Origin of the sequence: Paraburkholderia sp. BR10923 (assembly GCF_040948765.1) — a bacterium.
GTDB lineage: Bacteria > Pseudomonadota > Gammaproteobacteria > Burkholderiales > Burkholderiaceae > Paraburkholderia > Paraburkholderia youngii.
In genome coordinates, this window is sequence record NZ_JBFPKO010000027.1 from 1 (window position 1) to 20,002 (window position 20,002).

Consider the following 20,002-nt stretch of genomic DNA (forward strand, 5'->3'; position numbering starts at 1 on the left):
GGGCAAACGCCCGCGTGCAATGCCCGCAAGGGCCAAAAACCAAAGGATGACCGTCGGCTTCACGACCTGAACACCTCTACATCGCCGACACGTCGCAAATTCAGCTGCTTGTTCAGCGTAGCCCTAATTACGGCTACGGCTTTGGGCGTGGACCTTGCCTGTCGATTGGCCAATTCGGCACAGCCTGGCGTCGATGCGTTCATTGTGGGCTGGCACAACACTAGTCTTTATGGATATTTCGCTTCAACTTTTGTCGCAGGTAAGCTGATGGGGTTGACGCGCGATCAGTTGGTATCCGCACTGGGTATTGCATTTCATCAAGCCTCAGGTAATTCCCAAGCACATCTGGACGGTGCATTGACGAAGCGTATGGGCGCTGGCTTCGCTTCCTATGCCGGCGTAATGGCTGCGCGTCTATCTCAGCGGGGCGTCCAAGGAGCCAAAAATATTCTGGAAGGTCGCCGTGGCTTTTATTATCAGTTTCACGGTAACAAGTATTCGCGCGATTTCCTCTTTGAGGGACTAGGAAGTACTTTTGCCGCGACCGAGGTCTCGTTCAAGCCATGGCCGTCGTGCCGTGGTAGTCATACGGCGGTCGATGCAGCGCTGACTATGTTTGCAGAGAACAATATTGAAGCTCCCGATGTGGAAAGCATCACCATCTACAATGGCCCGGGCGAATATCTGCTTCTCGATTTTCCGCTTGGCAAAAAGCAGAACCTAACATCTGTCGTGGACGCGCAATTCAGCAATCCTTGGGTTGTGGCGTGCGCGTTGGTGGACCATAAGGTCGGCTTCGAACATTTCACTACGGCAGCGATCCGGCGCCCTGATCTGCTGGCAATCGTCAAACGCATCAACACGATGGAAGACAAAAGCCTGGCACGTCCGGGCGGCGGACCTGGTGCTACACGCCTTGACGTTTCTCTGAAAGATGGCCGGACGTTTACCAAAACGGTGGCATTTGCCAAAGGCGAACCCAAGAATCCAATGTCGCCCATCGAGTTCCGTCAAAAATTTCTCGATTGCACGAAAAAGGCGGGAATGAGTAGTGTGCAAGCCCAAGCGTTGATGGCCGACATTCAACAACTGGAGACCCTGCCAAAGGCCAACACCTTGACCACAGCTATGGCCTTGTAGCCGCGATCCTGCGGGGATTATATGGGCGGATTTACTAATCCGCCCCTAAGGAATCGCGTCTTCCTCATCGTCGAACGGAATACATGCCAATACCGGGCATCCGAACGTCCACGCCGTGCCGGGATAGGAGGCCTACCGCTGCACCAAGGCTAGCTTGACCCCGACTCCGACGAACGCGGCTGCAAAGCTCCGGCGCATCCACTTGAGAACATCGGGGCGCGAAAGAATGCGATCACGGACCCTCGCCGCGAAGACGCCGTATGCCATGAAAACGACGAACGTCATCGCCATGAAGACGAGCGATAGTTCCAGCATGCGAAGCGCAGGCTGGTTTTCGCCGCGATCGATGAATTGCGGCAGGAACGCGAAGAAGAAGATCGAGAGTTTAGGGTTGAGAATATTCACGAGGATCGCGTGCAAGATCACATCCCGGTCGGTACGGGCGGGGCTGTCGAACGTGATCTTCAACGGTCCTTTTTCCTCGAGTGTTTTCCATGCAATGAGAAGCAGGTAGGCGACGCCCGCATATTTGATCGCTGAGAACGCGACAGCGCTCGCATGCAGGAGCGCTGCCAGACCAGTGTCATCAGTCGAACGTGATCAAGTCCTTGAAGATCAGTCGTCCCCAGCTATTTCCGCGCGCGTGCACAAGCAGTCCACCCTCCGAAAGCCCGCCAAGTTGGATTGGCGCGAAACCGAGTTTTTCCGCAAGCGCACCAATTTCCGCTGCGGCGCCGTCATCATCGCTCGCGAGGAACACGACTCTCCTGCCGCCCTGCACGGCCGGATCCTGGCCGAGGACGGCCGCAGCCAGATGATTGAAGCCTTTCACCAGCCTGGCTCCGGTGAACGCGTTCGCGACGAAAGCTGACGACGGGAGACCGTCGAGTTCCTCGGGCGGGGAGAACGTGTTCATCACGTCGACGATGATCTTTCCCTTCCAGTTGGGCAGCGCCTTCGCGACCTGCGGGTATGACTCGAAACGAACAGCCAAAAAGATGATGTCCGCCTTGACGGCTTCCGCCAGGGTTTTGGGAATGATCGTAGGTCCGATCGCTGCTGCATCGGAAGCAAAGCTTGCCGGGTCGCGCGTGGTTGCAACGGATACTTCGATGCCATTGCGAGCGAACGCCCTGGCAAGTGCGTGGCCGATCTTGCCGAAGCCAATGATTGCGTAACTCATATGTTTCTCCATCGTTTCCCGGCGGGCTCAGAGCTTGTAGCCGCCGCTCGCTTCAATCGTTTGGCCGGTCACCCAATGGCCTTCATCGGAGGCCAGGAACGCCACGACGGCCGCGATTTCTGAAGGCTCGCCAAAGCGGCCCAGCGCGATTTGGGCCTCGACCGCCTTGACGAGTTCGGGATTCGCCCGAAATTCGGCGTTCGCATCCGTTCGCGTGAAGCCCGGCGCTACGGCGTTCGCTGTGATGCCACGCGGCCCGAGCTCGATTGCGAGCGTATGGGTCAGGGTGTTGATGGCCGCTTTCGCCATCGAGTACACGGGCGCAGCCGTCACGGGCTTCGTGGCGGCTGCGGAAGAAATGTTGATGATGCGTCCACCATCGGCGAGTCGATCGAGAGCGGCCTGAATGATGAAGAACGGCGCGCGGGCGTAGACCGCCATCAGGGTGTCCCAACTCTCCGGCGTCGCGTCCTTGAAGCCAACCCAGCCGGAATTGCCAGCGTTGTTGACGAGAATGTCGAGGGCCTTGCTTCCGTTGCGCTTGATGAACTCGTCGTCGAGTCTCTCGAACAAGGCCGGGACGCTCGCCGGATCAACGAGATCCGCATGGATCGCGAACGCGGTGCCTTCCGCTTTCTCGATGGCCGCGATCGCCTCGTCCGCGCTGGATTTGCTGGCGTTGTAGGTTAGCGCGACTGTCGCACCATCCTTTGCAAGACGTTCGGCGATCGCGCGGCCAATGCCTCGTGATGCCCCGGTAACGAGAGCTGTTTTGCCCTTTAGAGGTTGTGTCATCTGATTTTTCTCCTCAGAGTTGTGCCAAGCCGCCGTCAACGGCGACCTCGCTGGCGGTCATGAAGCTGCTGTCCGACGACGCAAGAAAGGCGGCGACCGCCCCGATCTCCACCGGATCGGCCATACGCTGGAGCGGCGTCATCGCTCCGTAGGCCTTCTGGCCCTCTTCGCCTAGCGCCTCCTTCGCTAGTTCGGTCGCCGTCGCCCCGGGCGACAGCACGTTTATCCGGATGCCAGTGCCCTTCAGGTCTTCCGCCCAAGTCCGGGCAAGGTTGCGCACCGCTGCCTTGCTCGCGCTGTAGGCCGTGAACCCCGGGGCTCCTGTGGTGCCAGCGCTCGATCCGGTCAGGATGATCGAACCGCCTGAGCCCATCAGCGGCAGCGCCTTCTGGACCGCGAAGATTGTCCCCTTCACATTGGTGTCGAAGGTGTCGTCAATGTGCTGGCCGGTGATCTGTCCGAGCGGAAGCGGGCTTCCCGTCCCCGCATTGGCGAAGACGATGTCCGGGGTTCCGCGCTCGGCCTTCACCGCCGCGTAGAGCCGGTCGAGGTCGGCCAGATCGGTGACCGAGCCCTTCACCGCGCGTGCATTGGGCCCGAGGGCGGCCACAGCGGCGTCGAGCGCTTCCTGCCGGCGGCCGAAGACGAAAACGAACGCGCCCTCCTCGATGAAGCGCTGAGCCGCGGCGCGGCCGATACCGGTAGCGCCGCCGGTGATCACGGCGGTCTTTCCATTCAGTCTGTTCATGTCATGCATCCTTCGAAACGAAAGCGACAAACACGATTCTGCTGCTCTTGATTCATGAAGCCAATTGACTAAATATGGATGTTTCTCATCTATTCTTTAGATACGTATGCTTGACAACGTCACGATCAATCAACTTCGGGCCTTCGTCGCCGTGTGTGATCACGGAAGCTTTTCCGGGGCTGCACGGGAGCTGAGGCGTGCACAGTCGGCGATCAGTCACGCGATCAGCGCTCTCGAAAGCGCCTTCGATGTGGTGCTGTTCGAGCGCAACACTCGCAAAGCGACGCTGACGGCTGCTGGCCGCAGCCTCCTGCCTGATGCTCGCGGTGTGATCTCGCGCACCGAGGAAATGAAGATGCGTGCGGTTGCCATTGCTGAAGCTGGGGTCCCACAGGTCTCGGTTGCCGTGGATAGCTACTTTCCACGTGCGCACCTGATCGAATGCCTGCGCACCTTGCAGGCGGACTTTCCAACGGTTGCGATCAATCTGCGCATGACGACCATGCAGGACGGCGAGCGTTTGGTTCGCGAAGGCATGTGCGCGTTGGCGGTGACGATCACGGACGTGCCGGAGCTGAGCCCCGGCACCATAGAAAGGCAGCATCTATGTGACGCGCAAATGGTGACCGTCTGCGGGCCATCCCATCCGCTGGCCTCAATCGCGGGGCCAATCCCGCGGGAGGAATTTGGCCGGCACATCCAGCTCGTCGTAACCGACAATCAGCCCGATGCGGAAAAGACACAACAGGGGGTCGCCAGTGAACGCCAGTGGCGGGTGAATGACCTCGGCGCGAAGCACGATCTGCTCAGAGGAAGCTTGTGCTGGGGGCACATGCCGCGCCATCTGGTCGAGGAAGACCTCTTGAAGGGGACACTTGTCGAACTCCAACGGCGCGCATGGCACATGCGCCCCCTCACGTTCATGATCTCGCAGCGGCGCGGCTACTCGTTTTCCGAATGCGAGGCACGGCTGGTCGAACTTCTCGGCAATCGTGATCCTTCGCAAACGGTGGGAAGACCGAGGCCAGCGTAACGCGCGGCCGCTGTCGACAGCGACACAAGAAACGCGCGCACAATAATGCGTCGCTTACCTGGCCCCGGAGGAAACAATCATGTCTCTCGATCGCTATACCCTGCTCGGTCGTTCCGGCCTGCGCGTGAGCCCGATGTCGCTCGGCACGATGACGTTTGGCACCGAATGGGGCTGGGGCGCCGACGAAGCAACGGCGCAGCGGCTCTTCGATCTATACGTCGACGCAGGCGGCAACTTCATTGACACGGCTGACCTTTACACGGAAGGCACGAGCGAGCAATGGGTCGGCCGCTTCACAGCGGCGCGCGCGATGCGCGAGCGGCTCGTGATCGCGACGAAGTACTCGTACAACGCGCAGCCCGGCAACCCGAACGCAGGCGGCAACCACCGGAAGAACCTGCTTCGGGCGCTCGAAGGCTCGCTCAGGCGGCTCGGCACAGACTACATCGATCTCTATTACCTGCACACGTGGGACCGCATGACGCCCGCCGACGAAGTGATGCGCGCGATGGACGACGCCGTCAGCGCTGGCAAGATCCGTTACGTCGGCCTCTCTGACGTGCCAGCGTGGTATGCGGGTCGGGCGCAGACGCTCGCGGACTGGCGCGGTTTCGAACCGGTCGCTGCAATGCAGTTGGAATACTCGATGATAGAACGCAACGCGGAACACGAGTTCGCGGACCTTGCTACACACCTCGGCATGGGGCTCGTGGCGTGGAGCCCGCTTGGCATGGGCGTGCTGTCGGGCAAATACCGTCCGTCGCAAGACGCCCAAAACCAGGCCGCTGTAACGGGCAGTGGTCGCCTGCAGACGCTAGGTACCGCGCCGCCGCCCGGATTCGACAAGCTATCTGCGCGCAACTTTTCGATCGTCGCCGAGCTGGAGGCAGTCGCGCACGCTGCGAATCGGCCGATGGCCCAGGTCGCCCTGAACTGGCTGTATCAGAAACGGGGGGTTGCGAGCATCGTCGTCGGCGCGACGAAGGCCGCGCAGCTCGAACAATCGCTCGGTGCACTCGACTTCGTGCTGGCGCCCGAGTTGATTGCCAGGCTCGACGCGGCTTCGGAGCCGCCCCACCCGTTCCCGTACTACATGTTCGCGGATGGTCATCAGGCACGCATTCATGGACAGGTCGATGTGGCCGCACAACCGCCGAATCATGCCGACTTTCAGCGAGTGCCCGCGCCGCAGCCCACCGGGAAGTGAGCAGCACACACCTACCGTCGCGACAACCACCAGAGCACTGACACCACGACCGAAATCACGATGCACGTGACGATCGGGAAATGGAAATTGATACCGCCGCGAACGATATGGATGTCGCCAGGCAGCCGGCCGAACGGGATACGCACGAACCAGCGCCATCCGAGGCCGGCAAGCAGGCACAGCACGCCCAAAAGAACGAGGAAGCGGTTCATGGTGCTCGGTCACTCACGAAAAAACCAATCGCGTCGAGGTCCCCTATCGAGAATGGCTCCAGCTACCGCGTCCGTTCTTCCCGGGTTGCCTGCTGATAGCCACGCCATCGACGCGCTCAAAGGAATCCGCCGCCGCCATCCCATGGGCACGCAGCACCTCGGCCAGCGAATCGCGCAAGAGTGCAATCGGCCGCACGAGCCGTCCCGGTAGCGGGTGGTGAACGAGCCAGACCTCGACGCCTGATTCGAAATCCGTGACATCAATCACCTGCAACACGTCGCGAAACGGGCTGCGCGCAAGCACTTCCGGCGAGACGATCCCGATTCCGAGTTGGCGCGCGACAAGCGATAGCTGCAAGTCGGAGCCGAACGCCTCGACGGCGATGTTGAACGGCAACCCCGCCCGCGCGAGCGCGCGCGACAGCGCCGAGCGCATGCCGCAGCCGTCCTGGTTGAGCACCCATGGATGCTGCGCGAGGTATTCCAGGGTGACGGGCGTTTTCGGCAGCCCAAGCGAACGCGCCGCGACGACGGCAGTCGGCATGAAAGCGAGCCGCGTACTGACCAACGCCTCGGGCAGCGCGATATCACCGGGCATCAACACGACAGCGGCGTCTACCTGCGCCAGTTCGACCGATTGCAGCAGACGCGGTGACCAGCCCGCCGTAACACGCAGCGTCAGCTTGGCGTAGGTGCCGCGCAAGCGGTCAAGCGGCTGTTCGAGCGCGAGGTCGGAGAGGAACGGCGGCACGCCGATGCGCAGTTCGCCTTCCGGCTCGCTGTCTGGGGACGCGACGGCCAGCAGTTCATCGACGGCGCCGAGCACGTTACGCGCCAGCAGGTAGACCTCCCGCCCGGCGGCGGTCGGCTTGAGCGGCTTCTCCTGACGGTCGAGCAGCGCGAGAGCCAGTGTGCTTTCGAGGCTCTGGATGCGGCGCGTCAGGCCGGGCTGGGTTAGATGGAGCCGTTCGGCGGCACCGACGATCGAGCCACACTCGACGACGGCCACGAACGCCTGAAGATCACGCGTGTTCAAAACAATCTCGCATAATCATTATCAATACATTTCAATTGTCGCATAACGATGCGACTTCTAGCATAGACCATAAGTCCTTCAACCGGAGCGTCGTCATGGACCGCCCCGCAGATCTTTCATCCTGTACCGTCGGCCAGCCGCACGCCGAACGCGCCGACGAGCGCCAGGCCGGCCAGCTCACCACGCCGATGACGGTTTTTTTCGCCACCGCAGTCGGTCTCATCATCATCAACCTGTTCGCCGCGCAGCCGCTCACCGGCCCGATTGCCACCGCGCTGAGTCTGCCCCATGCGCTCGGCGGCCTCGTCTCGATGCTGCCGCAGATCGGCTACGCCACTGGGCTCGTGCTGCTCGTTCCGTTGGTCGATCTGATCGAGAACCGCCGCCTGATCGTGCGGACGCTGTTCTGCTGCGCATTGCTCCTCGCTGTGCCGATGTTCGCGCGTTCGGCGTGGGTGTGCCTTGCCGCGCTATTCCTCGCGGGCGCGACATCGACCGTGATCCAGATGCTCGTGCCGATGGCCGCGTCGATGGCGCCCGAGGCCCAGCGCGGCCGCGCCGTGGGCAACGTGATGAGCGGCTTGATGATCGGTATCCTGCTGTCGCGGCCGCTCGCCAGTGTCATCACGGCTTGGGCCGGCTGGCGCGCGTTCTACGGCACGACCGCGCTGATCAATGCGTTGCTCGCGGGTGTGCTCATGCGGCGCCTGCCCTACCGCGCGCCACCGGTAATCACACGCTACGCTGCCTTGCTGCGATCGCTCTGGACGCTTCTCGCGCGTGAACGCATCCTCCAGCGGCGCGCAATCTCGGCCGCTTTGGCAATGGGGGCATTTAGCGCGTTCTGGGCGTCGGTCGGACTACGGCTCGCGCAGGCACCGTTCGGATTCAGCATGCACGGGATCGCGCTTTTCGCGCTCGCGGGTGCGAGCGGCGCGGTCGTCACGCCGCTCGCCGGCCAGGCGGGCGACCGCGGGCACGGTCGCAGCGCGCTTCTGTTCGCGCACCTGTTGATCATCGCGGCCCTTGTGCTCATCGCCGTGGCGGGATCGGGCGGACTGGGGTTCGCCCCGCAGGCCCACCCCCGGCTCGCGATCGCGGCGCTAGTCATCGGCGGTGCGGCGATCGACACAGGCGTCGTCATCGATCAGACGCTCGGCCGCCGCGCCGTCAATCTCATGAATCCCGCCGCGCGCGGGCGGCTGAACGGGCTGTTCGTCGGTGCGTTCATGGTCGGCGGGGCGCTGGGGGCGGCGCTCTCGGGAGCCGGATGGGCTGTCGCGGGGTGGCGCGGTGTCTGTGGCGTGGGCGTTGCATTCGCGGGAGCAGCCTTTGCCTATGGTGTCGCGGGCCGCTCCAACCGGGTGGGAACCTGAGGCCTGCAACGCGGTTGAGCGCGCGTGGCCCGGCGCGAAGCGTCGCCGCCCGGAGGCACGCAGCCGGCCGTGCCCCAAGCACTACGGGCGGGCCGGCTCGGCCTCGATGCGATAGTCCTCCTTACAGAAAAGAGGCTCTGCGCATTGCGCGGACCGAGTTCGCCGACATGGCGAGCTTTACCCATGCGGCCGAGAGCCTCGGGGTCTCCAAAAGCCGTGCATCCGCTGTCGTGACCCAATTGCAATGCGAAGTCGGGGCGCGACTCCTGCATCGGAGCACGCGCAGTGTACGACTGACCGAGGACGGTCGGGCGTTTCACGAGCGCGCTATGGCGCTGCTCGCCGAACTCGACGAGCTGCGGGCAATGTTCGACGCCAGCAAGCAAAGAGCGCTCCGTAGCTCGCTGCGGGTGGATCTTCCGACCGAGCTGGCGCGCAGTATCGTTGTGCCGGCGCTGCCTGGCTTCATGACGGAATATCCGGAACTCAAGATCGAACTGTCCTGTGTCGACCGAAGGGCGGACCTGGTGCAGCCACCTAACCAAATCTTCAGGGCCGGCCCATTCCCGCCGCTAACTACGAAACCGTTCAGCGCGAAACGGACGCGCATCAGCAAAAGTCGGTGTCCCGGTCATCATCTCCGCCAACAGTCGACCGGTGACGGGCCCCAGCGTCAAGCCATGGTGGTTGTGACCGAATGCAAACCACAACCCGCGATGACGCGGCGCGCGCCCAATGACTGGCCGCATGTCGGGTGTGCAAGGACGCAGGCCGAGCCACGGACTCGCGTCGAGTCGCTCACCCAGACCGAAGCTCGCCCTGGCGATTCGCTCCGCGCGTTCGAGCTGGATGCCTGTCGGCCTGGCGTCACGCCGCGCGATCTCGACCCCCGTGGTCAGCCGCAAGCGCCCTTCCATCGGCGCCACCACATAACCCTGCTCCGCGTCGACGAACGGCATCGACAGCATCTGGCGGGTAGGACGGTAGTGCATGTGATAACCGCGCTTCGCGCGCAAAGGAATGCGGTAACCAAGCGGCGCGAAAACGCGGTCAGACCATGAACCGAGCGCCACCACGACTTCTTTTGCGCTGATCCGGCCCGACGATGTCTGAACCGTCCACGCGCCCGCTTGCGCCGTCAGCGTGGTGGCGTCGCCGGTCAACACCGTTCCGCCGCCTGCTTCGAAAAGACCCGCATAACCTTTAGTCAGTGCCCCAGGATTGACGATGCTCTTCGGATCCTGCCAATGCAACGCGCCACAAAAGCCGTCGGCGAGGCCCGGCTCTCGCGCGGCCAGCGCCGCCGAATCCAGCACCGCGACCCGCAAGCCATAGGTCCTGGCAGTCATTGCGGCGGCCGCCGCCTGCCGCGAAAATTCCGCCGGGGTGCGATAGGCGTCGATCCAGCCGCTGTCGCGAATGAGATGGCCGAGTTGCGCGCGCTCGATGAGCCGATCATGTTCCGCAACGCTTTGCTGGATCAACGGCAACATGTCGCGCGCGGCCGCCATCAATCGCTCGGGCGACGATTCCCACCAGAAGCGCGCCAGCCAACTCGCAAAGTGCGGCAACGCCCGATAGTCCCAGTACAGGTCGGTCGAACGATTCTTCGCATAGCGCAGCAACGTGCCGAAATCGCGCGGAAAGCCGTACGGAACGACCGACGAGCTTTCAATCAGACCCGCGTTGCCGAAGCTGGTCTCTTCGCCTGGAGCGCGCCGGTCCACCAGTGCCACCCGGCGGCCGCGATCCTGCAACTGCAGCGCGGACGATACGCCGACAATCCCGGCGCCCAGCACTATCACATCGAAATCCATACACTCGCTTCGCTTTTTTTGTCAGGACTGGACGCCGGGCTGCCGCATTTTGCGCAGCAGGCCGGCGCGAAGCCTCTGGCGCCGGCTCGTGGACCCGTTACTTCGCGATGATGTCGTTGTTGAAGTACTTCTGCGAAAGACTGCTCAACGTGCCGTCTTTCTTCAGCGCGTCGAGCGCGGCATTGACTTTCGCGACCAGCGCCTTGTCGGCCTTGCGCAAGCCCCAGCCGGTGCCCTCGCCGAGCGTTGCCGGATCGCTGAGCGGCTTGCCGACGATCGCATACTCGTGGCCCGCGGGCTTGCCCAGGAAACCGTCCTGCGCAGTTTGCGCTTCCTGAACGGCAGCGTCGAGGCGCCCGCCGAGCAGGTCGGCGTAGACCTGATCCTGGTCCTGGTACGAGACCACCGTTACGCCGGCATTCGCCCAGTGAGCTTTGAGGAAATCCTCCTGCGAGGACCCCTGCAACACGCCCACCCGTTTGCCCTGCAGACTTTTCACGTCGGGCAACAGGCCGGAGCCTCGTCGGGCCACCATCACGATCGGCACGATATAGATCGGCTTCGTGAATTCAATCGATTGCTTGCGCTTGTCCGTGATGTTCATCGCGGAATTGATCACGTCGAATTTGCGGGCTTCCAACGCGGGAATCAGTCCATCGAACGCATTCTCGACCCATACGCACTTCACGCCCAGCTTCGTACAGACCGCATTGCCGACGTCGACGTCGAAGCCCTGCAATTGCCCGCTCGGCGACTTGCTTTCGAACGGCGGGTAGGCTGCCTCGATGCCGAAGCGCAAGGTGTCCTGAGCCTGCACGCCGACGGTCCCAAACGAGCCCACCAACGCAGCGGCGACGATAAGTGAAAGTTGAAGCTTCCGAAACATAAGAGGTCCCCTGGTGTTTGGGCGACGACGATTGAGGGCATGCGCGACGGTTGACCGACCCGCTCCGAGACATCGCATGAGGCAGCTGACGCGCCGGCCTCACACCCGCTCTGGATTGACAGTCTATTCTGGACAAATATAAAAGCAAGCAATTTTCAAAATAAATGTCCAGACTGGACAGTTTGACTTAGAATCACCTCACCGCCGAGCACCGGCACCGTTGTGGAGCGCAGTTCAATGATCCAGTCAGAAAACACAATGCCCCTGATCGTCGACCAGCAAACCGTTCGCGAGGCGCTACCTCGCCTCGACGTGCGCAGCGTGCTGGCACAGATGTTTCGCGCGCTGGGAAGCCACATGGCAGTGCAACCTCCGCAGACGCTGACTCTTTTCCCGCAGAACGCTGGCGACTTCATCACATATCTGGGCGTGATGGCGGACGCGAAGGTGTTCGGCGCGAAGCTGTCGCCGTACATCGTCACGCAGGCGAAACCGATCATTACCGCGTGGACGGCATTGATGTCGATGGAAACGGGGCAACCGCTGATGTGGTGCGATTCAGGCTTGCTGACGATCGAGCGCACCGCCGGAGCGACCGCACTCGCGGTACAGCAACTCGCCGCCGATCATGCGCGCCAGCTCGCGATTGTCGGCGCAGGGGCGGTCGGACGGGCTCATGTGCGCCATCTGGCGTCGACACGGCCGTGGCAATCGATCCGGGTGTTTTCGCCCGGGCTTGCGAACGACACCGAAAAACGTGCGCAGCTCGCGGCGCTCGATGAAAGAGTGTCCATCTGTGCAAGGATCGAAGACTGCGTCGCCGACGCCGACGTCGTTGCGCTGTGTACCTCGTCCGGCACCCCGGTGCTGCACGAAAATATGCTTGGCAAGCCAGCGCTCATCACGTCTATCAGCACCAACGTGGCGAACGCTCATGAGATTCCGCCCGCATGGCTCGCCGACATGGACGTCTATTGCGACTACCGTCGCACCACCCCGGCCAGCGCGGGCGAGATGAAGCTGGCTTCGCAACACCATGGCTGGCGTCCCGAAGCCGTGCTGGGCGATCTCGCCGAACTCATGTGCGGCGAAGCGACCAAACCGTCCTATCGAAAGCATGCGTTTTTCCGCTCGATCGGGCTGGGTCTTGAAGACGTCGCGATTGCCTATGAACTGTTCAAATATCTGACTGCTCGAGCGGGCATGTAAGTAATCGCCACGATCTTGCCGACGCGCCAGATCGCACCATGCCGCCGGAACAATGGCAAAGGCCGTTCGCCGACATGCTGGTCGTCGTGCCATCGAGCAGAAGTACCGCATCGCTCGTGGCAAAATGCCGAACATTTTCGGACCTTCCATACCGTCGCCCACCCAAGTGGACTTTCAGAAAGCTGCAAGCATCTATCCCTATGCGAAAGCCCAAGACAACGGCCGCACGTCGGCTACTTCTGGATCGCTACAGCCGTGTCGCCGATGGCATTGCGCTGTTGTTTTTCCCGTACGTCGAAATCGTCATTCATGACCTGCAGAGTCAAACGATCGCCTACATCGCCAATAATCTGTCGAAACGCGAACTCGGCGACGACTCCGCGTTGGAAGAGATCGACCATTCCGCGGAGTCCGGTACGGTCGGGCCGTATGAAAAAATCAATTGGGATGGGAGGCGGATGCGGTGCGTCAGCACGGTGTTGTTCGACGATGCCGGTAGCGCTGTCGGCGTGATGTGTGTGAACTACAACATCGCCGTCTTCGAAGACATCAAACATGTGATCGATCGTGTGATCTCCGGCGCCGGCGTCGTGAAGCAGCCCGAAGAGCTGTTCAAGGACGACTGGCAGGAACGCATCAACACGTTCCTTCACACATGGCTCCAGGAACGTCAGTTGGCCCTGAATTCGCTGACTCGCGACCATCGTCGCGAGATCGTCGAAGCGCTGTGGGCCGAAGGGGCGTTCAAGGGGAAAAGCGCTGCCAACTACGTCGCGAATGTGTTGGGGATGGGACGTGCCACCGTCTATCAGCACATTAGAGATTTGCGAGGCACGGCGACCTGATACGGGACAAACAACACCGACATGCACACGATGGCAAGGGCTATGCCCAGTTGCGACAGCGCGTGCATCACTCTGCTCGTGTGAATTTTCGTCGATAGACTGCTGTGCCGGTGCCTAGTTGCGTGCGCCGTGACCGCCGCTGTGGCCCCCGCCCTGCTCGAACTGAGTACTGCGACCGTGGAACCCATGGTGAAAGCCGTCGCCATGGTCAAAGTCGTGGAAGCGGCGGAAATCGCCGCCAAGGAATACACATGGCTGGCCGCGAGACGGGCACCCGGCATAGAACTCACACGGATAAGCCGGATACGCAGCGCACGTGTTGTAATAACCTGGCTCCGCAGCGCAATCAATCGCGCCAAGCAGCAGCACGGCAAACAGAACCTTCCCCTTCATGATGCAAACCTGCCATACCCCGTTCTTTCAGTACTCACCGCCACTATTCACAGCCGTCGGCATGATGGCGCCGTCAGCCGATGGCATGTTTTGCCTAACAGGTGGCGCGTTTTGCGTATCCGGTGCCGCTGTCCTGGTCTTTGATCGGCTATCCGCTGCCTCTGCATCGACGCAACGACTGAAGTTTAGTCCATTCGATCCAGTGGATAACCAGACCCGTGAGTAAAGCTCAGTCCGGAGGCAGCCGGTCACGTCTGGCGAGTTCCGCGACCGGCTGAGGCAAGGTCCTTCGTCCCGAACTTCGTCAATGGTCCGCGACTCGCTCCCTGGAGCCGCTTGCCGGAGCGATGATCCCGAAAAGTCCATTTGTCTCCTTGTTAGGACCGGCCGAGAAGTACAGCGTGTCCGGGCTCGAATTGCGGCCGCCACCGAGTGTCAGAGTCCACAGCCCGTCGATTGCCAGTGGATTGCCGAACTCATTCTCCAACTGATCGACGAACCCGCCGTCATTGTCGAAGACATTGATTCGACCATCGCCGAAGTTGCCAATGAGAATCTTGCCGCTGAAGCGGCCGAACGCAAACGATGCGCGCGTGATACCCCACGGCGAGTCGAGCGTCCCTCGGCTTGCAAAGCGACGCAGCAGGTGGCCGTCGGTATCGAATACATCGACGAATCCACGACCGCGTCCTGCATCGTCGTCGTGCTTCTCTTTGTTCTGCTTTGCGTAGGTGACGAAAAGATCCCCATCGATGTTCGCAATGCCAAACGGCGCATAGCCGGCTGGGATGTTCGGGTCGACGAAGCCGCCGTCGGTCGTCGCAGGCGTGAACAGGCCGTCTGAACCGTTCGGCCCAAATACATCGATCCGACCCGAACGGAAGTTCGTCGCAAACAGGAATCCGCCTTGCGCATTCACTCCGAAGACGAGCGCCTTGTAGACAGCCCCGCTGGCGGCGGAGGGATTGGACGAGTTATCGACCGCGATCACGGCGTTGTTCGCCGGATTCAACCCACCGGCCCAAGCGGAAATCGTGCCATCTTCAGTTGCGAAGATGAATATGGCCGGGATCTTGGTACCTGGCACGAGAAACGCAGACGAAGGATTCCATACAATCCCGGTTGGCGCCGCGGGCGTGGGATTCGGTGGAGACTTCGGAAGGACGGGATGACAAGCGCCAGCCGGTATCACGTTGCCTGGCAGCGGAATGGCGACCTGCAGCGTCGTCACCTTGGTCCCCTCGCCGTCATACAGCGTGGAGCAGCCGGTGGCATTGTCGTTGATCCAGAATGGACTTCCTGCCGGACTAAAGGCAATACCCCAGGCGTTCTGCAAAACACCGTCGACCTTCGGGGCAGCGCCTGCCACGTTGGACACGAGCGGTTTGACGACATAGGCATCATCAGCAGCGGCATGCCCGATTGTGAAACCGGCGGCGAGCACAATCACAGCCGCCTTGAGACCACGCGAGATCAGAGACATAGCTACCCTCCTCGGCACTGGCGAGACATCGCCGCAAGCTAAACGACCGCAGGACTTCGAATATTCCCGCTCTACAAGAAGAATTCCGAAGCCACGACTTGCCACGACCGGTTGCTTCAGAGTCGACGACGTCGATCTATCTGCATAGTGATGAAGTGAAGGGGGCACGGCAGATGAGCGAGTTCGGCAGGTGGCTAAAGTGCCTTGCTAAAAGCCGCATCGTGCACTAAAAAACATCTACCTACCTCGTACGTCTACTGGCCGCCCAGCCAATGCAGTGGGCGCCTCCACCCAGCGAACGCGACAGTCTATGAGTCTTCTCGAGCTCAGAGGCGTTTCCAGACATTTCGGCGCCATTCAGGCCCTGATCGACGTGACGCTCAGCCTGGAGCCAGGCGAGGTGGTCGGGCTCATGGGCGATAACGGGGCCGGGAAATCGACATTGGTGAAGGTGGTCGCCGGCAACTTTCCGCCTTCGCACGGTGACATTCTCATCGATGGAAATCCCGTGCATTTCAACAAACCGATCGACGCCCGCACGCGCGGCATCGAGGTCGTCTATCAGGACCTCGCGCTTTGCGACAATCTAACGGCAGCCGCCAACGTCTTCCTTGGCCGCGAACTGCGGATCGGGTTCGGACCTATCCGCGTGCTCGATCACGCGACCATGTATCGGCGTGCGGGTGATCTGTTCAAGCAACTGAAGTCCGAGACGCGCCCGCGCGACCTCGTCAGGCAAATGTCGGGAGGGCAGCGGCAAGCGGTGGCCATCGCCCGCACGCGCCTCTCCGAAGCGAGGCTCGTCCTCATGGACGAGCCGACCGCCGCGATCAGCGTCCGCCAGGTCGCCGAGGTGCTTGATCTCATCAAACGCCTGTCCGAACACGGTATCGCCGTCATCCTCATCAGCCACCGCATGCCTGACGTATTCGCCGTCGCCCACCGGGTGGTTGTCATGCGGCGCGGGCGCAAGGTCGCGGACAAGAAGACCGAAACGTCCTCCCCGGAAGAGGTGACTGGTCTCATCACCGGCGCCATCGCCGCTGCCTGAAACTGCCTTGCATCGGAGCCCCACATTGAACGACGCGTCGCGAAGGCCCCCCACAATGCCGCCATTGCTCGATGATCCACAGTCCGCGAGGACGCATACTCGCTGGTCGGGACTACTCGCAAGCCAGGTGTTCTGGGTCGTTCTGGCAACGATCGTTGCCTGTATCGCCCTATCGATTGCGACCTCGACCTTCGCGACCTCCGAGAATCTTTTCAACGTTACGCGAAACTTCGCCTTCGTCGCCATCGTGGCGCTGGGAATGATGGCGGTGATCGTCACGGGCGGCATCGACATTTCGGTTGGCTCGACCATCGGCATCAGCGGTATCGTGCTCTCGGTCGTCATGAACGCGGGCTACCCGATCTGGGCCGGCATCGGCATGGGACTATTGACCGCCGGGCTGGTCGGCCTCGTCAACGGCTTGCTGATCGCGTATCTCGGCATGCAGCCTTTCGTCGTGACGCTCGCCATGCTGAGCGTCGGCCGCAGCCTCGCACTCGTGATTTCCCGCAGCCGGACCATTTTCGATTTCGGCCCCGACGGCAGCAAACTCCTCGCGCTCGGCGGCGGCGCCACGCTCGGCGTCGCCAATCCGGTGTGGTTCCTGATCCTGCTTGGGCTGTTGTTCTGGTTCGCGTTCGGCTGGACGCGCTGGGGCCGCTACGTGTTCGCGATCGGCGGCAACCGTCATGCGGCGACTCTCACCGGCGTACCGGTACGCCGCATCGTTTGCAGCGTCTACGTGCTCTGCGGCCTGATGGCGGGCGTCGCGGCGATTCTCGAAGTCGGCTGGCTGGGCGCAGTCACGACAGGCCTCGGCACGGGCGACGAGCTGCGCGTGATCGCGGCCACCGTGGTCGGCGGGACCAATCTGATCGGCGGGGTTGGCAGCGCCTTCGGCACGATCGTCGGCGCGGCGCTCATCGAGGTCATCCGCAACAGTCTGATCCTGCTCGGCGTCGACGCGTTCTGGCAGGGCACGGTCGTCGGCAGCTTCATTGTCGTCGCAGTGCTCTTCAACCGGCTCGGTGGCGAGCGGCAAGGGGATTGAAATGTCTCTGGACGCATCGGCCGCTTTCGAGCCCGTGCGCAGGACGCGGGACGCGTTACGAAGACTGTGTAAGCCGACATGGGCACCGTAGAGCCGGCGCCCAACAGGAGGAAGCTATGAAAAAACTGTGGATGTGTCTTGCTGCGGCTGGAGGACTCGCGATGCTGGCGTCCCCGGGCTTTGCGGCCGATAAGACCCTTGCGCTGGTCGTCAAGGGTCTCGACAACCCGTACTTCGACCTTATGCATCAGGGATGCGAACGGGCGAACAAGGAACTCAACAAGCAAGGCTACAACTGTTATTACACCGGTCCCGCGACCGCGGCCGACGAGAGCGCGCAGGTGCAGATCATCGACGACCTGCTGACCAAGGGCGTCGCGAGCATGGCGATCTCGCCCGCGAACGCGCCGGCCGTGGCGGAGGTGCTGCGCCGCCGCGGCGGATCGGTCCCGGTCATCACCGCGGATGCCGATCTGCTGCCGAAGGATGCGTCACTGCGCAAGAGCTATGTCGGCACCGACAACTACGAGCTGGGCGCCAAGCTTGGCGAGCAGTTGAAGATGCTGATGCCGAAAGGCGGCAACGTCTGCCTCGTGATGGGCAATCCGGCAGCGGAGAACATCAATCAGCGGGCCCAGGGCGCACGCGACGTGCTATCCGGCAAGAAAGGCGTCACCAAGCTCGCTGGCGAGAACGGCTGGCATGAGATCAGTGGCTGTCCGCTCTACGTGAACGACGACGCCGCGAAGGCGAACCAGATGATGCAGGACACGCTGACCGCCAACCCCACGGGCCTCGACGCCTTTCTGCTGGCGGGCGGCTGGCCGCTCTTCGCTCCGCAGGCCTTTTCGCAGGTCGTCGCCCCGATCATGGACAAGATCAAAAACGGCAAATTCGTGATCGTCTCGGCTGACACGCTCGGGCCCGAACTGCAGGCGCTCAAGGACCGCAAGGTGAATGTGCTCGTCGGCCAGCGGCCCGAGGAAATGGGCTACCGCGCCGCGATGGTCATGCGTGACCTCGCGGAAGGGAAGTCCGTGCCTCCGGTCATTCACACGGGACTCGACGTCTGCACGTGGAAGAACGCCGACACTTGCCTGAAGCATTGAAAGCCGGTGACCACGGCGACGACGAAGCCGTACTTCTCGAGTCCCGGATGAAATGGCCATCGAAATGGATGAGCGCGGTCCTGGCAGTCGTCGCGGTCGCTGCACTGCTTGCCGTCCCGTTGCCTCGGCTGGTCAATCTTACGACGAGGATTGCCACCGTGATCTCGATCGAGCGACCGGATACGGTGGTTTTCGACTACGTAACGACACCCGCTCACTGGCCCCGCTGGCACCCGTCTTCGCTATCGGTAAGAGGGGCGATCGACCACTCGTTAAACGTTGGTGAACAGGTTGCGGAAGAATTTCGCGTGGCGGGTCGGCGGGGAAGCGTCCTGTGGACCGTCGCCGTACGGGACCGTCCGCGCAAATGGGCAATTGTCGGCACGATAGACGGGAAGCCAGCAGGCACAGTGCGCTACGCTCTGACGCCCGTAGCGTCCGGGACACGATTCGAGCGCGAGTTCGTGTACCGCGCACCGACACTGTGGTTTGCGGTGTTAAATGTCTTGTTCGTTCGAACGAGAATCCAGCAGGAATCCGACGAGGCAGTCGCGCGACTGAAGAAAGCATTGGAAACAATGCCGTAGCCCGGATTTTTCCGAATCTCCAGGCGCAGCGACACGTCGAGTTGCGCGAGCGGTATGCGCCCGATCCGCCCACGTCTTCTAACGCTCGCGCCACGCCACGTCTTTCGGGCTGATCGTGTAGCGCAGCATCCTTTCGCGCGATGCTTCGAGCAGACGCGTCATCGCGGCGGACGCGGCCTCCGGCTCGCGCGCAACGATCCGGCGACGCACCGCGTCATGCAGCTCGATATCTTCGCTCGGCCGCGCCGCCTGCCGCAGCAGCATCTCCGACGACACCCGCAACGCCGCCTTGATCGCACTGCCGATCGTAATGAACATGCCGTTCTGCGACATCGCGATGATCGCCATATGAAATTCCAGCACCGCTTCGCTCACCGCGCGCACATCCGAATGCGCCGACGGCGAAGCATAAGCGCTCGCCAGCTCGCGATAGCGGCGCTCGATCAGCTGAAGGTCGTCGTCGCTGCCGTGCCGCGCCGCCAGAAAGCTCGCGCGCGGCTCGAAACAGATGCGCATCTCGAAGATGTCCTCGACGATCTTCGAATCGAATTGCGCATTGAGCCGCCACGCGAGCACGTCACGGTCGAGCAGATTCCAGTCCGAGAACGGCAACACGCGCGTGCCGATCTTCGGCGTCACTTCGATCAGGCGCTTGCCGGTGAGCTGTTTGATCGCCTCGCGCACGGTCGTGCGACTCACACGGTACTCGGTGCACAACTCGCTTTCGACAGGGAGCAGATCACCAGGGCCGAATTCGCCCGAGACGATCCTCATGCCGACGATCCGCGCGACCTGCGCGGTCATCGTCCCTACGACGGGCTCACGCTCGAACATCACCCCT

21 protein-coding genes and 1 pseudogene are annotated in these 20,002 nt (G+C 62.0%); 11 read left to right on the forward strand and 11 right to left on the reverse strand.

Translation table 11 applies throughout. From position 1 onward, the window contains the following. Positions 1–1,140: MmgE/PrpD family protein (locus tag AB3X94_RS33965; protein WP_368613782.1), on the forward strand; the 1,140-nt coding region annotated here is incomplete at its 5' end. A gap of 132 nt (positions 1,141–1,272) precedes the next feature. Here AB3X94_RS33965 and AB3X94_RS33970 read toward each other — a convergent pair. From AB3X94_RS33970 to AB3X94_RS33985, 4 genes are read right to left on the reverse strand one after another with little or no spacing between them, the layout of a single operon-like run. Then, positions 1,273–1,716, reverse strand: a complete 444-nt coding sequence (locus AB3X94_RS33970) for a LysE family translocator (RefSeq protein WP_368613835.1) — start codon at positions 1,714–1,716, stop codon at positions 1,273–1,275. A 10-nt stretch (positions 1,717–1,726) separates the two neighbouring features. Further along, positions 1,727–2,323 carry an NADPH-dependent F420 reductase gene (locus AB3X94_RS33975; protein ID WP_368613783.1) on the reverse strand — a complete coding sequence of 199 codons (597 nt, stop codon included), beginning with the start codon at positions 2,321–2,323 and terminating at the stop codon, positions 1,727–1,729. 27 nt (positions 2,324–2,350) lie between these two features. Then, entirely contained in the window at positions 2,351–3,118 is a 768-nt protein-coding gene (locus AB3X94_RS33980; RefSeq protein ID WP_368613836.1) for an SDR family NAD(P)-dependent oxidoreductase, read from the reverse strand. 13 nt (positions 3,119–3,131) lie between these two features. After that, positions 3,132–3,866 (reverse strand): SDR family NAD(P)-dependent oxidoreductase, encoded by a 735-nt coding sequence (locus tag AB3X94_RS33985; protein ID WP_368613784.1) that lies wholly within the window; start codon positions 3,864–3,866, stop codon positions 3,132–3,134. 106 nt (positions 3,867–3,972) lie between these two features. Here AB3X94_RS33985 and AB3X94_RS33990 point away from each other — a divergent pair, with 106 nt between their 5' ends. Further along, positions 3,973–4,899, forward strand: a complete 927-nt coding sequence (locus AB3X94_RS33990) for a LysR family transcriptional regulator (RefSeq protein WP_176111717.1) — start codon at positions 3,973–3,975, stop codon at positions 4,897–4,899. Between the two features lie 79 nt (positions 4,900–4,978). Further along, a complete protein-coding gene (locus AB3X94_RS33995; RefSeq protein WP_176111716.1) occupies positions 4,979–6,106 on the forward strand; it encodes an aldo/keto reductase in 1,128 nt (375 codons plus the stop codon). 11 nt (positions 6,107–6,117) lie between these two features. On the opposite strand, the gene AB3X94_RS34000 is transcribed toward AB3X94_RS33995, so the two are convergent. Next, positions 6,118–6,318, reverse strand: coding sequence for a DUF2905 domain-containing protein (locus tag AB3X94_RS34000; RefSeq protein WP_368613785.1), 201 nt, complete (start codon positions 6,316–6,318; stop codon positions 6,118–6,120). A gap of 43 nt (positions 6,319–6,361) precedes the next feature. Further along, entirely contained in the window at positions 6,362–7,354 is a 993-nt protein-coding gene (locus tag AB3X94_RS34005; protein WP_176111714.1) for a LysR family transcriptional regulator, read from the reverse strand. Between the two features lie 95 nt (positions 7,355–7,449). Here AB3X94_RS34005 and AB3X94_RS34010 point away from each other — a divergent pair, with 95 nt between their 5' ends. Together AB3X94_RS34010 and AB3X94_RS34015 are read left to right on the forward strand one after the other, a co-directional pair. Then, a complete protein-coding gene (locus AB3X94_RS34010) occupies positions 7,450–8,730 on the forward strand; it encodes an MFS transporter (RefSeq protein WP_368613786.1) in 1,281 nt (426 codons plus the stop codon). Between the two features lie 167 nt (positions 8,731–8,897). Beyond that, positions 8,898–9,029, forward strand: a pseudogene (locus AB3X94_RS34015) (LysR family transcriptional regulator); the annotation flags it as partial. A gap of 273 nt (positions 9,030–9,302) precedes the next feature. Here the strand turns inward: AB3X94_RS34015 and AB3X94_RS34020 are convergent. After that, positions 9,303–10,547, reverse strand: a complete 1,245-nt coding sequence (locus AB3X94_RS34020; protein WP_368613787.1) for an NAD(P)/FAD-dependent oxidoreductase — start codon at positions 10,545–10,547, stop codon at positions 9,303–9,305. Between the two features lie 97 nt (positions 10,548–10,644). Beyond that, positions 10,645–11,433 (reverse strand): ABC transporter substrate-binding protein, encoded by a 789-nt coding sequence (locus tag AB3X94_RS34025; protein ID WP_368613788.1) that lies wholly within the window; start codon positions 11,431–11,433, stop codon positions 10,645–10,647. A gap of 237 nt (positions 11,434–11,670) precedes the next feature. Here AB3X94_RS34025 and AB3X94_RS34030 point away from each other — a divergent pair, with 237 nt between their 5' ends. Further along, positions 11,671–12,642: an ornithine cyclodeaminase family protein gene (locus AB3X94_RS34030; RefSeq protein ID WP_368613789.1), complete on the forward strand. Its 972-nt coding sequence runs from the start codon at positions 11,671–11,673 to the stop codon at positions 12,640–12,642. Positions 12,643–12,842: 200 nt separating this feature from the next. After that, positions 12,843–13,487, forward strand: coding sequence for a transcriptional regulator (locus AB3X94_RS34035; protein WP_008923557.1), 645 nt, complete (start codon positions 12,843–12,845; stop codon positions 13,485–13,487). A 114-nt stretch (positions 13,488–13,601) separates the two neighbouring features. Here AB3X94_RS34035 and AB3X94_RS34040 read toward each other — a convergent pair whose 3' ends face one another. Both AB3X94_RS34040 and AB3X94_RS34045 read right to left on the reverse strand, forming a co-directional pair. Then, a complete protein-coding gene (locus AB3X94_RS34040; RefSeq protein ID WP_176111709.1) occupies positions 13,602–13,880 on the reverse strand; it encodes a hypothetical protein in 279 nt (92 codons plus the stop codon). A 304-nt stretch (positions 13,881–14,184) separates the two neighbouring features. Further along, positions 14,185–15,363, reverse strand: coding sequence for a TIGR03118 family protein (locus AB3X94_RS34045; RefSeq protein WP_176111708.1), 1,179 nt, complete (start codon positions 15,361–15,363; stop codon positions 14,185–14,187). Between the two features lie 310 nt (positions 15,364–15,673). Here AB3X94_RS34045 and AB3X94_RS34050 point away from each other — a divergent pair, with 310 nt between their 5' ends. From AB3X94_RS34050 to AB3X94_RS34065, 4 genes are all read left to right on the forward strand, one after another. Next, positions 15,674–16,414 carry an ATP-binding cassette domain-containing protein gene (locus tag AB3X94_RS34050; RefSeq protein ID WP_176111707.1) on the forward strand — a complete coding sequence of 247 codons (741 nt, stop codon included), beginning with the start codon at positions 15,674–15,676 and terminating at the stop codon, positions 16,412–16,414. Between the two features lie 55 nt (positions 16,415–16,469). Further along, positions 16,470–17,465 (forward strand): ABC transporter permease, encoded by a 996-nt coding sequence (locus AB3X94_RS34055; protein WP_368592231.1) that lies wholly within the window; start codon positions 16,470–16,472, stop codon positions 17,463–17,465. Between the two features lie 116 nt (positions 17,466–17,581). Beyond that, positions 17,582–18,574: a sugar-binding protein gene (locus AB3X94_RS34060; RefSeq protein WP_176111705.1), complete on the forward strand. Its 993-nt coding sequence runs from the start codon at positions 17,582–17,584 to the stop codon at positions 18,572–18,574. A 47-nt stretch (positions 18,575–18,621) separates the two neighbouring features. Further along, positions 18,622–19,161 carry an SRPBCC family protein gene (locus AB3X94_RS34065; protein ID WP_368613837.1) on the forward strand — a complete coding sequence of 180 codons (540 nt, stop codon included), beginning with the start codon at positions 18,622–18,624 and terminating at the stop codon, positions 19,159–19,161. Positions 19,162–19,239: 78 nt separating this feature from the next. On the opposite strand, the gene AB3X94_RS34070 is transcribed toward AB3X94_RS34065, so the two are convergent. Continuing rightward, complete coding sequence (locus AB3X94_RS34070; protein WP_368613790.1) at positions 19,240–19,995, reverse strand: FadR/GntR family transcriptional regulator; 756 nt, start codon at positions 19,993–19,995, stop codon at positions 19,240–19,242. Positions 19,996–20,002 lie beyond the last annotated feature (7 nt).